This is a genomic window from Collinsella aerofaciens (genome assembly GCF_040926405.1).
Taxonomy (GTDB): Bacteria; Actinomycetota; Coriobacteriia; order Coriobacteriales; family Coriobacteriaceae; genus Collinsella.
In genome coordinates this window covers 21,397-34,328 of record NZ_JBCOIG010000014.1, presented here as the reverse complement: position 1 = coordinate 34,328, position 12,932 = coordinate 21,397, and the positions used below count along the sequence as shown (strand labels likewise).

Here is a 12,932-nt window from a genome sequence, read left to right as displayed (position 1 = left end):
GCCATTCGGGACGCGATTGATACGAGACATCGACCTTGAGCTCAACGTAGCCGCCCTCGGCGGTACCACCCATAGCCTGCGCAAACGCACCGATCACAGGCAACGGCTTGACCTCGCCGGAAACGGACACGGACGAGACACCACCCGCACCGGCCCGGCCAAGCTCGATATCCCACGACAACGGCCCGCCGGCATGAAAGATCGAAACGTTGGGCACTGCGGCAAGCCGGCGGCGGGTGAACTCCTTAAGATCGTCGTCCTCCGCCGTCGTCGTGGTCATGAGCCGCGCGGTCTCGGCAGCGGCAGACTCCATGACCGCGCGCGTATAGAGCAAACACACCGGTTGCAGTGCGAGAAGAATGAGCATCAGAAACGTCGGCAGCAAAAAAGCAGCCTCGACCGTAGACTGCGCCCGGTCCTCGCGCGCGATATCAATACAACGCGATGTCCTTAGCGCCCGCAGCGGCGTCGATAACCGACGTCGAGGCAACGCCATGGGATGCCGCCCGCTCAACCAGCGCCGCCAAGTGCCCATCGGTGCCAGCACGCCAAAGCCCCGCAATCGCCAGCACGATCGATAACAGCGCCACCGTGACGATGGCGTATTCGACCGTCGCCTGGGCAGATTCCTCGCGCAGGACGTCATGCATTTCACGACCCCTCCTTTGAGCTTATTGTTTGCGGGGCCAGGCGCACCGCGCGCAGACGACACGAAGCATCGCCAGTATCCGCGGCAACCGTCACCATATCGACCCAGCCGCGCCCATCGCGCACAATGGCGCCCCATACGTTACCCTTAATATCGAGATAGCCGCTCAGGGCGAGCTGGGCCGTTGGCACCTCGCGGTAGGCGCGTAACATATCCGCCGCTGCCTCGGTCATCGGTCGGTCCTCGGACCATGCAAGCCGGACCGCAATCGCGTTGTCCTCAGGCGAATCCGTCGCAGTGCCAGACCGCTTGTCGAGCATCCGCAGAAAGGTTTGCGCCGTGACAGCGACATCCGAATCGTCCGCATCTCGCATCTCATCTTTTTGAGACGCCACCGTCGAATCTGAGCCCGAATCGAAGGCGGCCCCAGGACGCTGCTGCCGCGCGGCGTTTAGCCCCCAAACCGCCACTGCCACCGCCACAACCACACAGGCAAACACCAGCAGTGCGCCGGCAGGCCGCCTACCCTCTACAGGCTGTTGATGCCCTCGCTGATAGCGTTCCATAGATCTTGGACCTTGCCCTTAAATGCGACAATGGCAATGATGGCGATCACCACGAGCACGCCGACCAAGATGGCGTATTCGGTGGTGCCCTGCGCACTCTCCTCCTGCAGTAGCTCCCCGGCATGCTGGCAAGCGCGAATTGACTGGCAAACAGCCCAGCTCCAGATCTTGCCAGCAACGTCAGTCATCGTGTTCATGTATTCCTCCCTACATCATCCCGCCTGCTCCCAACAGCGGGCCCAATATGGACAGAAGCAACGCCGGCAAGATGAGCGTGCCGGTGGGAATCAGCAGCTTGACGGGCGCACGCTCAATCTCGCGCTCGACCGCGGCGCGATGAGCCGCACGGATCTCGCGACTTTGAGCGGCCAACGTCTCGGCAAGTGGGGCACCCAGGGCGAGCGCCTGCCCCACCGTGATGGCAAAGGTCTCGAGCGCTCGCACGTCCAGGTCGCGCGCGGCGGCCAACAACTCGTCCTCACGCGTACCCACGCCCACTTGCCACGCCATGCAGGCCCGCTCAAGGCGAAGAGCCAGCACTGACCGACGGTTGGCGCAGAAAATCTCAAGCGCCGCATCAAACGAAAGACCGGCCGAAAGACCCAAGCGCACAACATCGATCATCTCGGACACTTCGCCGAGCGAAACTCGCGCCGGGCCGCCCGCTCCAACCGCGCCCTTCACTCGCGCGGTCAGGGCATCGGCCACCGAGCGACCCGCGGCAGCGACCAGCACCGCCTCGCGCTTGCAGGCCCCTGCGATCTTGCGCGCATCCGCCCGATCCAAACCCGTCGCGACAAATACACTCAGGGCGCACAGGCAAGCCGCAACTGCAACTGGGGCGCTCATAGCTCCACCCTCATAATGCGCCGGATAACCACCAAGGCAACGACGTTGAGGGCAAGGCCCAGCACCATAGCGCCTGCACCGGCAGGCGTCGCGAGACCGCGACGAAAATCTGCCGAAAGCAGCGCCAGCACCGCGCACATGCCTGCCGGCATCGCCGCGACCATATGCGCCGACATGCGAGCCTGCGACGTCTTGACATCCAGGCGGCGCTTGAGCTCAATGCGCTCCCCTACCATGCTCGACGCCTCGGACAGCAAGTCGGCAAGCGGAGCGCCGGTGCGCTGTGACACCTTAAGCGCCAAGGTCACAAGCGAAAGACCGGGGGCGTCGATGCGCACGAGCAAGTCATCGAGCGCGTCGGTCGCCGAGATACCGCAATCGATTGCCGCCGCCACCCGCAAAAACTCGGTATGCACCGGTTCTTGCGCATGAGCGCCCACAAAGCGCATGCCCTGGGCCAGCGAATGTCCCGAGGCAAGCGACATGGAAAGTGCGGTAAACGCCTCGGGCATGGCCTCTTCTGCATCGTGTTGCTCGCGCCGGCTCTCAAAGCCATCCCGAGCGGCGCCAGCGGCAATCGGAGCAACAAGTCCCAAGGCAAACCCGAGGGGCGATAACGACACCATCGTTAGCAAAACGCAGCAGGCACCGCTCGATAGCAGCAGAAACGCCAAACGCTCCGAAGCATCCTCGATCACGAGGCCAAGGCGACGCGCCGGAGCCAGCGATGCCCACGAACGGGCAATCTTTTTCAGCAGATCGTTTTCCACCAACTCACGCGGCAGCTTCTCTGCCACCGTCTCGAACGCCTGACGCGCCAGCTCCGCCGGCGGCACCTGCGGCACACGAGGTTCCGCCCCGCACGCCGTCGCGACAGAAAACCCTGCCAAACCCCCTACGACGAGGGGCACAGCGACCTCCATTCGTCCACCTCCTCTTGTGTGAGCGTCCCCGACCGCAGGCCTTCTGCGATAAACGGCGGCTCGCGGTCAAGCGTCCAGGTGCGCTCGGCGGCATCGAAAGTCACATAGCGCTCGAGCTCTACGCCGCCCGACGCGGCGCGACGCACCCCCGAATACGAGGAGACGAAACGCCTGCCATCGGCGTGGCGCTCGGACATCACGATGCCGTCGAGCGCCATGGCAATCTGCTCCTCGATGAGCTCGCTCGGCAGATCGATGCCATAACGTGCAAGCAATGTCAGACGCACCACGGTCTCCTGTTCTGAACCCGCATGAAGTGTGGTGAGCGACCCGTCGTGGCCCGTGTTCATGGCCTGCAACATGTCGCAGCACTCGGCACCACGCACCTCGCCCACCACGATGCGGTCGGGGCGCATGCGCAGGGCATTAGTTACTAGGTCGCGAATCGTCACCGCACCCTCACCCTCAATTGAAGCCTCGCGCGCCTCTAGGCGCACCACGTGCGGATGATGCGCAAACTTGAGCTCGGCAGAGTCCTCGATCGTCACGATGCGCTCGCCGGTGGAAATCTCGCATGACAACGCGTTGAGCAGGGTGGTCTTACCAGATCCCGTGCCTCCCGCAACCGCCAGGTCCTGTCGCAGCGACACCGCGCACGACAGCAGCTGCGCATACCAAAGCGGCAGCGACCCCAGCCCCACAAGCTCGTCCAGTGAGCAGATGCGGTCCGAGAACTTTCGGATGGTGAGAATCGGTCCGTCAATCGCCACAGGCGGAATCACCGCGTTGACGCGATAGCCCGTTTTGAGGCGGGCGTTGACGATGGGGCTGCGTTCGTCGATACGGCGGCCAAGTGGCGAGATGATGCGGTCGATAAGCACACGGATCTGCTCATCATCCTCAAACGCATGCTCGATGGGGTACAAGACGCCACCACGTTCAAAGAAAGCCGAGCGGCAGCCGTTGATCATGATCTCGGTAACGGTGTCGTCCTCGATGAGCGGCTGCAACGGCCCCAAGCCCACCACGTCATCCAAAATCTCGTCGATGATGGTCTCGCGCTCGGGCGTCGCGAGATCGGTCGGTTCCTCAACATTGAGCGCCGCCTCCACCGCGGGACGCAATTCCGAGCGGGCAAGTGCCGGGTCGATATAGGCGCTGATACGCGCCACTTCGTCGTAACCCATGCGGTCCATCACGGCGCGCTTGGTGCGTCGTTTCACCGCGCGGCGACGCCCCGCATCTACAGGCGCTGCCGCCGCTGCAGCGCCGGCAGCCTTAATCCTCGTTTGCAGACTCATCGCTGATCACCCTCGCGCGACCAGGGAAGGCGGATACGCGGGCGCTCGGTACGCGTTGCACGGTCGGCGACCATATCGCTCCAAGGGCCGACGGCGCACCCCAGTTCCACGAGCATCTCGCGCGTAGCCTCGCGCACGCTGGTCGCAAAAGCGCTGGTCTGCCCCACTGCCTCGTCAGCGCGTCCAAACGCCATGAGCGCGGCGAGATCCTGCCCGCCATCGGCGATATGAATCTTGGAGCTCAACGCACAGGCAATCTCAAAGCGCATGGCGACGTCCTCGTCTGCCCCGCGCGCACCGAACCGGTTGAACACGGCGCTCATGCGCGTGCGCGGCACACCTACTCGACTTGCCAGTTCAATGACGCGCGACGCCGATGTCGCGGACGACACCGCCGCATCGCCAACGACCAGGCAACGGTCGCTCGCCGCCACCGCAGCCGCCACGGCATCGCCCCAAAAGACCGAGGTATCGATAAAGACCACGTCGGATTCGCGACGCAGGACATCGAGCAGCAGCTCCACCGGACGTGCCATGAGCTCAGCTTGCTCGGGCGCCGCGACGGGACCCCAGAGCGTAACGCCCGGGGCGACGCGCATCGATGCGGCCACGATATCCGGCTCGGTGAGCGTGCCCGCCGCCGACGGCTCGATAAGTGCCGCCATATCGTGCGGAGCATCGACGCCTAACAAGTCGTAAAGGTTTCCAAACATCAGGTCCAGGTCGAGCACGGCGGCACGCAAGCCCAACAGCGACGATGTGTGTGCCATGGTGGCAACGATCGTCGACTTGCCGCAACCGCCCGAACCCGAAATGGCGCAGATGACCGGAGCTCGATGCGGCGAAGCGGCAGCGTCTGCCGGCGGCATCGGAGGCGGCGGGGCGGGCGTCGGTGACAGCGTCCCCGTCTCCCCCGCCGCAACTACACGCTGCGTCCAAGCCGGCATGGCGGCTTGTTCGGTCTGCGAGGCAGGCTCGTTCTGCGCAATCTGCTCATGCTGCATCAGCGTCAACTCGCCGCACCCGGCAAAGCCCTCAACTTCGTCGAGTTCATCCGCCAGATTCACGCCGCGCACGTATCCCATATCTACAGCCGGGGAGTCGCCAGCATGCTGCGCCGGTCCTCCAGCGTCATCGTATACAAGGGGGTTCCGGGGGCGCCGACCATGCTCGGCTTCCGCTTTTCCATAATCATCAACACGCGGGCCTCTTGTAGCGCGAGGCGCCCCGGGTTCCCTATCAACAAAAGCATCGGGCTCAATCGTCATGCGCCGATCGGAATCAACCGCTCCCTCGCCCGCTCGCCCGTTGCCGCATATACTGTGCGCAGCGATGACCTCGGTCGCCCCTGCGCGAAACAGCCCCTCGATATCCGACGGATCGAGTGCTTCTATCAACACGACCACGCGACTCACGCGGCCTTCGGCCGTCAGGCGCGCAACAGTCTTGCGCACATCTTCGGTATCAAACAGAGACGCCGCGATGATGGCAGCTCCGCGGCGCGACGGAAACGCCCGCGCCATGGAAACCAGCCCGTCCAGGTCACCCACGCGAAGCACCTGTGCACCCGTATCACGGCCCTCGACTTCCCGCTGCAACAGCCCGTAATCGCCGCACGCGCAGCACGCAAGCCAGATCGCCTTCATCACTCGTCGCCTCCGCTCTTTTTGCCGCGCGCCGTGGCGGGAATCGTCAAGCTGACCGTTCCCTTGCCCGAGGCTCCCAGCAGTTCCTTGACGTCTTCGGGGTCAGCCGCCAGCGTCACCCATTCGATCTTGCCCTCGCGCGTGGCACCGGAATCCTCACTGGTATCGATCACGTACGCGCCGCACAGTCGATCGGTTACGCCGTCTTTTTGCACATACACATCCACGTAGCTGCCCACGCCCGTAGCACCGCCGACCGAGTGCTCGGCATCGACCGCCACCGAAACGGCGACCTTGCCCTTAGGCACCTCGAGCTTGTGGCTCTCGGCCTTGGTGTAGACATTGCAGATCACGGCGTTTTTGGGAATACGCGAAGTCGTCACGTCGCCGCGCACCTGGCGCAGCTCGGTCGCCGCGTCACGCGGCAGCAGACTCGTCAGCCATTCCTGGGTTATGACATTGGTCTCATCGAGGGTCTCGCCCACATCGATATCGCGCGCCGCGACGCATACCTCGGCGCGATCGCCACCGTACTTGGCCAAGGTCTCAGCCTGGACCTGTTCGGCTTGCGAGCGAATCGACGAGCCGTAAACCATGCAGAGCAGCGCAGCGAGCACGCCCGCGACCAGACTGATGGCGATGCGCTTGCTCTTGTTCACGGCCGCTCCTCTCATGGCAGTGCCGGGCGAATGCCCGTACCACCATTGTCTGGGTGGTCAGAGTGCAAAGCGGCGCAATCGCGATCTCGGTTTTCGATGTCAAACCAATCGCTGACCAAAAACTAACCAGCCCGTCAAGCTCGTGGCAAGGTTTTGGTCAGCACGTCAGCAAACTGCATGTTTCGAGGCTTTTTCGCAGCAAAAAAGCCGTCTCCCGAACAGTTGGAAGACGGCTGTCATAGGAAAAATCAATTACAGGTGGACATCGGGATCGAGCATTTGAGCACTCACGCGCATGGATGACGCCAGGTTTTGGAACGTTTCCAAACGCAGGCTGTCGATCTGCCCGGCGTCCTCGGCCTCGCGAACGGCACAACCCGGCTCATGGGTATGCGTGCAATCGCCAAACCGGCACGCGCGCGATGCCTCGACAATCTCGGGGAAGGCGCGCGCCAGACCCCGCTCGTGACCCACGAGCGGTAAGCTGCGCAGGCCCGGGGCATCGGCGATCACGCCGGCGTCGCCCGGCAGTGCCACCATCACGCGCGCGACGGTAGTGTGACGGCCCTGGTCGTCGCGTTCGCGCACACCGCCAGTCGCCAACGTATCGTGGCCCAGCAGCGCATTGAGCAGCGTCGACTTGCCGGCACCCGACTCGCCCAGAATCATGGCGCAGCTCCCGGCAGGCACGCAGGAACGAACCTCGTCCAGGCCGCGCCCCTCGGCAGAGGACGTCACGATCACGCGCACGTCCGGACCCACCAGGCGGCGCACGCGGTCCAGATCGCGCTCGAGCTCCTCGGCATCGCAGCGATCAGCTTTGGTGAGCACCACCACCGGTTCGGCATCGCAGTCGAGCGCCAACACCAGCGAGCGCGCCACGCGGTCGAGCAGCACCTCACCGGCACCGAGCGCCTGCACGATTAGCACGCAATCCACGTTGGAGCAGAGCACCTGACGCTCTCCGCGGGCACGGCCGCGCCAACGCTCAAAGCTCGTACGGCGCGGCAGCACGCACTCAATCACGCCCATATCGTGCCCGGGAGCGCGGCGCACCGCCACACGGTCGCCCACGGCAGGCAGCAGGACCTCGTCCTCGCCGCGCGACTTGGCAAACCCCACGGCATGCTCGGCGCGGAAGGTGTCGTCGGCAGTCGCCACCAGCGGAAACCCGCGATCCAAGCGCACCACGGCGCCAAGCTGCATCTGCTCGGGCTCCTCGGTATGTGCGCAAAAGTCGTCAAATGCCGCCTGCTGAGCTTCATCGACCGGCAGGTCATCGAACGCCGGAACATCCTGCAGCGCGTCAAGTCCCGGCACGTTTGCCAGCAGCTCCTCGGCAGACGCGGGGGCTTCGGTCGCGAGCTTCCGACGACGATCGCGCTTAGCCCGCGCCCCCGTCGTCTTTTTCTTCGCCTTAGCCTTCGCCTTGCCCACAAGCGCCTCCCAGCACCATAAATCACAACTGAGCAGGTATTTTAAATCAAAAAGAGCTGGCCGGGCAAAGCCCGACCAGCTCACAAACTTTTCCTCAGCTTACGGTCCCGAGAGGTCATCCGAAGGCCCGCCCGCCGGGAGGGGTTTCTTCTGAGCGATCCCGCAGCGCGAAGCGCGAGGACCAGCGAAGAAGAAACCCCGCAGGCGGTCGGGCCGGTGGGAAGGATGGCCTTTCGACCTACTCCTTCTCGACCGCGCGCATGATCGCCTTGTAGATCTCCATCAGCGGGATGATCAGGAAGGCCAGGCCCAGGGCAGCGACAACGCCCTTGAGCTCAAGCGTCACGGGGCCAAAGAACATCTCGGCAAGCGTCGGCTGCACGGTCACGATCACCGTCAGCACCAGTGCCAGCGCGGCGGAAGCCCACAGCCACTTGTTCTGCTTCTTCATGGTGAACAGCGACGCACGACGGCTGCGCATATTGAAGCAGTGGAAAATCTCGACCATGTTGAGCGTGATGAACGCCATCATCACGCCTTCCTCGTCGGCATTGCCGGCGATCATATCAGCGATGTGAATGTAGCCCATGTCAAAGTACACGCCCACAAAGAAGCTCGCCAGCACCAGCACGGTGATGATCAGACCCTGGACCACGCAGTCCAGACCCATATGTCCGGCGAAGACACCGTCCTTAGCGTTGCGCGGCTTGCGCTTCATAATGTCGCCCTCGGCGTCCTCCATGCCCAGCGCGAGCGCGGGGAAACAGTCGGTAACCAGGTTCACCCACAGCAGCTGCACCGGCTGGAAGATGGTAAAGCCGATGAGCGTGGCGATAAACACCGAGAAGACCTCGGCAAGGTTTGCCGAAAGCAGGAACTGGATGACCTTGCGGATGTTGTCGTAGATGCGACGGCCCTCTTCGCAGGCACCGATGATGGTGGCGAAGTTGTCATCGGCAAGCACCATGTCGGCGACGTTCTTGGTGACGTCGGTACCGGTGATGCCCATGCCAACGCCGATGTCGGCGCGCTTGATGGACGGGGCGTCGTTGACGCCGTCGCCCGTCATGGCCACGATCTGGTCGCGCGACTTCCAAGCCTCGACGATGCGGGTCTTGTGCTCGGGCTGAACGCGGGCGTACACGCCGTAGTCCTCGATGTGCGCGTCGAGTTCCTCGTCGCTCATGCGGTCGAGGTCGGCGCCCGTGATGGCCTGGCTGCGATCGGTGACGATACCCAGCTGCTTGGCGATGGCCACGGCGGTGTCGATGTGGTCGCCCGTAATCATGACGGTGCGGATACCGGCATCGTGGGCCTCGCGGATGGCGTCGGCGACCTCGGGGCGGACCGGGTCAATCATGCCGGACAGGCCGCAGAAGACCAGGTCGTGCTCGAGCGCAGCGGGGCTGCAGTCGGCCGGGACCTCGGTGTAGGTGCGGCTTGCCAGCGCCAGCACGCGCAGGGCCTCGTCGGCCATGGCCTTGTTGGCGGCCACGAGCTCGGCGCGACGCTCCTCGGTCAGCGGAACGACCTTGTCGCCCTCGTAGATATGGGTGCACAGGCCGATCACCACGTCGGGCGCGCCCTTGGTGTACTGCTCATACTCGCCGTCCAGGGTCTCGACGACCACGGACATCATCTTGCGGCCCGAGTCAAACGGGGCCTCGCCCACGCGCGGATGCTCGGCAGTCAGGCCAGTGAGCCCCGCCTTGCCGGCATCGTTGACGAGCGCACACTCGGTCGGCTCACCCACGGCCTCGCCCAGCTCCTCGTCCCACTGGGCGTCGGAGCACAGAGCCATGCCGGCCAGGAACTTCTCCTTAGGCGCAGCGAGCTCGTGCTTGACGACGGTCATCTTGTTCTGGGTGAGGGTACCGGTCTTGTCGGAGCAGATGGTCTGCGTGCAGCCAAGGGTCTCGACGGCAGAGAGCTTGCGGATAATCGCCTGACGCTTGGCCATCTTGGTCACGCCGAGCGACAGCACGATGGTCACGACGGCAACCAGGCCCTCGGGGATGGCGGCGACGGCAAGCGAGACAGCGACCATAAAGGTGTCGAGCAGCGCGGTCGGATCGGTGAGAACGTTGCCCACGCCGTGGCGGATGATGTCGACGCCAAAGATGACGACGCAGATGACGATAACCATGATGGTGAGGATGCGGCTGAGCTCGGCGAGCTTCACCTGCAGCGGCGTGAGCTCTTCCTTGGCCTCGGCCAGGGCGCCGGCGATCTTGCCCATCTCGGTGTTCATACCGGTGCCGACCACGACGGCGCGACCGCGGCCGTATACCACGGTGGAACCCATGTAGCACATGTTCTTGCGGTCGCCGAGCGGCACGTCGTCGGTGCCGGCGGCGAGCTCAATGACGTTGGCATGCTTCTCGACGGGCACGGACTCGCCGGTAAGGGCGGCCTCCTCGATCTTCATCGTGGCGCTCTCGAGCACACGGCAGTCGGCCGGGACGGAGTCGCCCGCCTCGAGCATGATCACATCGCCGGGCACGAGCTCGGCGCTCGGCAGGTGCACGAGCTTGCCGTCGCGCAGCACCTTGGACTGCGCCGCGCTCATCTCCTGCAGGGCCTCGAGAGCCTCCTCGCTTTTAGCCTCCTGGACCACGCCCAGCACCGAGTTGACGATAACGACGAACATGATGATGGCGACATCGGCAAAGTCCGCCTCGCCCTTGACCATGCCCGTGAGCGCGCTGATGACGGCGGCAACGATCAGCATGATGACCATGGGGTCGGCCATCTGCTCAAAGAAGCGCTTCCACAGCGGCGTCTTCTCGGCTTCCTCGAGCTTGTTAGGGCCTGTCTTAGCGAGGCGCGACGACGCCTCGTCGTCGCTCAGGCCGAGGTTCTCATCGACACCTTGGTCGCTGAGCACCTCCGCCGCGGCGGACAGGTATTCCTTTTGCATATAGAGTCCCCTCCTGGGATTCGGGCCACTCAGCAGATTGATGCCCGATCATAATTCCCAGGAGAAGGGCAAGGGCTCATCAAGGCTGCCGTGCTGAGCGGCAGTTGATAGTGGAGCTATGGTACCCCAAAGCAACGCGTCTAGCCAAAACAATCCATTTGGAAATATGGTCCATAAGCAACGGTGCAGACCGTGTGATGCTCAATACTGATAAAACGTTTTTTCTTCGGCGCATCATCAAATTGAAATATCGCCCAGATAGCAGCGGTTAGAACGGTTGGTAAAGTTTTTGCATATACCGTTTTTCCGCAAAAAATGAACTTCTAATTCGGCATACGGTCGATTTTTTGGGGTATTCGGACGCCATTTCGTTATAATCAACTCGGTTTTATTTCTTATGGTTTATCTATCAGCGCAAGACGATGTCAGATGGAGGTCTGAATGTACAAGCGCACCAAGATTGTATGCACCATGGGTCCCGCCTGCGATAGCGACGAGACCATCCGCGAGATGATCAAGGCGGGCATGAACGTCGCCCGTTTTAACTTCTCGCACGGCTCCTACGACGAGCACCACGGTCGCATCGAGCGCGTCCGTCGTATTTCCAAGGAGCTCGGTATGCCCGTCGGCATCCTGCTCGACACCAAGGGCCCCGAGGTCCGCACCGGCCTTCTGGTCGACGGCAAGAAGGTTGCCGTCAAGACCGGCGACAAGATCGTCGTCACCGCTCAGCCCACGACCGAGGATTTCCACGGCACCTCTGAGCACATCTCCCTCGACTACCTGGCTCTGCCCTCCGAGGTCGAGAAGGGCTCCCTCATCCTGATCGATGACGGCCTGGTTGCCCTCGAGGTCGAGTCCGTCGACGGCCAGGACATGACCTGCGTCGTTAAGAACGACGGCCTGATCGGCGAGCGCAAGGGCGTCAACATGCCCAACGTCAACATCTCGCTGCCCGCCATCACCGAGCGCGATCGTCAGGACATCCTCTTTGGCCTGACCGAGAACATCGACTACATCGCCGCTTCCTTCATCCGCGACGGCGAGTCCGTCCGCGGCATCCGCGAGCTTTGCCGCGAGAACGGCGGCGAGCACGTGACGATCTTCCCGAAGATCGAGTGCGCCCTGGGCGTCGAGAACTTCGACGAGATCCTCGAGGCTTCCGACGGCATCATGGTCGCCCGTGGCGACCTGGGCATCGAGATCAAGCCCGAGCTCGTTCCGCACATCCAGAAGGAGATCATCGCCAAGTGCAACGCGGCCTACAAGCCCGTTATCACCGCTACGCAGATGCTCGACTCCATGCAGCAGAATCCGCGCCCGACGCGCGCCGAGGTTGCCGACGTTGCTAACGCCATTTACGACGGCACCGACGCCGTTATGCTGTCCGGCGAGTCCGCTGCCGGTAAGTACCCGGTCGAGGCCGTCAAGATGCAGGCCAGCATTGCTCTCGAGACCGAGAAGTACCTCCCGGCTCACGCTCCGCTCGAGGTTCCGGCTGACGCTCACGGCACCCGCGTTGTCAACAACGTTGTGGGTATGTCCGCTGTGAACATGGCCACCACCGTTGGCGCCAAGTGCATCACCGTGCCGACGACCACCGGCCGTACTGCTCGCCTGATCTCGCACTTCCGTCCCAACATGCCGATCTGCGCGTTCTCCCGCCACGAGTGGGCCGTCCAGCAGATGATCATGTACTGGGGCGTTATCCCGCACCAGGCCGAGATTACCCAGGGCACCGTCAACGGCACGATCGTCAAGGCGATCGAGACCGCTAAGGAGCTCGGCTACGTCGAGGCCGGCGACCTGACCGTCGCCACCGCTGGCGATCCCCGCATGAGCGTCCAGCTCGAGGACAAGGTCTCCTCGACCAACGTCGCTTACGTCGCTCAGGTGCGCTAAATCGCACTTGCAAGCACACTTGCATTGCAAAGGGCCCGGAAGGCTTTGCCTTCCGGGCCCTTTTTTAGGACCTACTTCAT

The 12,932-nt window shown here is 63.3% G+C and carries 12 protein-coding genes; 1 reads left to right on the top strand and 11 read right to left on the bottom strand.

Annotated elements, in window-relative coordinates:
- From AB5758_RS06335 to AB5758_RS06285, 11 genes are all read right to left on the bottom strand, one after another.
- On the bottom strand, positions 1-367 hold a 367-nt coding region (locus tag AB5758_RS06335; protein WP_368155439.1), incomplete at its 3' end, for a pilus assembly protein.
- 64 nt (positions 368-431) lie between these two features.
- Positions 432-650, bottom strand: a complete 219-nt coding sequence (locus tag AB5758_RS06330; protein WP_055285909.1) for a hypothetical protein — start codon at positions 648-650, stop codon at positions 432-434.
- A 1-nt stretch (position 651) separates the two neighbouring features.
- On the bottom strand, positions 652-1,215 hold the full coding sequence (locus AB5758_RS06325; RefSeq protein WP_368141429.1) for a hypothetical protein: 564 nt from the start codon (positions 1,213-1,215) through the stop codon (positions 652-654).
- Positions 1,179-1,412, bottom strand: a complete 234-nt coding sequence (locus AB5758_RS06320; RefSeq protein WP_368141428.1) for a hypothetical protein — start codon at positions 1,410-1,412, stop codon at positions 1,179-1,181. The genes AB5758_RS06325 and AB5758_RS06320 overlap by 37 nt, the downstream gene beginning before the upstream one ends.
- Before the next feature lie 10 nt (positions 1,413-1,422).
- Positions 1,423-2,064 carry a type II secretion system F family protein gene (locus AB5758_RS06315; RefSeq protein WP_368141427.1) on the bottom strand — a complete coding sequence of 214 codons (642 nt, stop codon included), beginning with the start codon at positions 2,062-2,064 and terminating at the stop codon, positions 1,423-1,425.
- Positions 2,061-2,954, bottom strand: coding sequence for a type II secretion system F family protein (locus AB5758_RS06310; protein ID WP_368155437.1), 894 nt, complete (start codon positions 2,952-2,954; stop codon positions 2,061-2,063). The genes AB5758_RS06315 and AB5758_RS06310 overlap by 4 nt, the downstream gene beginning before the upstream one ends.
- Before the next feature lie 5 nt (positions 2,955-2,959).
- Positions 2,960-4,288, bottom strand: coding sequence for a TadA family conjugal transfer-associated ATPase (locus AB5758_RS06305; RefSeq protein ID WP_006235095.1), 1,329 nt, complete (start codon positions 4,286-4,288; stop codon positions 2,960-2,962).
- Complete coding sequence (locus AB5758_RS06300) at positions 4,285-5,934, bottom strand: nucleotide-binding protein (RefSeq protein WP_368152427.1); 1,650 nt, start codon at positions 5,932-5,934, stop codon at positions 4,285-4,287. Before AB5758_RS06300 ends, AB5758_RS06305 begins: the two co-directional genes overlap by 4 nt.
- A complete protein-coding gene (cpaB, locus tag AB5758_RS06295; RefSeq protein WP_249360913.1) occupies positions 5,934-6,593 on the bottom strand; it encodes a Flp pilus assembly protein CpaB in 660 nt (219 codons plus the stop codon). Before cpaB ends, AB5758_RS06300 begins: the two co-directional genes overlap by 1 nt.
- A gap of 252 nt (positions 6,594-6,845) precedes the next feature.
- A complete protein-coding gene (rsgA, locus tag AB5758_RS06290; RefSeq protein WP_171021478.1) occupies positions 6,846-7,799 on the bottom strand; it encodes a ribosome small subunit-dependent GTPase A in 954 nt (317 codons plus the stop codon).
- Positions 7,800-8,268: 469 nt separating this feature from the next.
- The gene (locus tag AB5758_RS06285) at positions 8,269-10,950 is read right to left on the bottom strand and encodes a cation-translocating P-type ATPase (RefSeq protein WP_368141540.1); all 2,682 of its coding nucleotides are present in this window, start codon (positions 10,948-10,950) and stop codon (positions 8,269-8,271) included.
- A 441-nt stretch (positions 10,951-11,391) separates the two neighbouring features.
- Between AB5758_RS06285 and pyk the strand changes: the two genes are divergently transcribed.
- Entirely contained in the window at positions 11,392-12,852 is a 1,461-nt protein-coding gene (pyk, locus tag AB5758_RS06280) for a pyruvate kinase (RefSeq protein ID WP_138374409.1), read from the top strand.
- Positions 12,853-12,932: the final 80 nt, after the last annotated feature.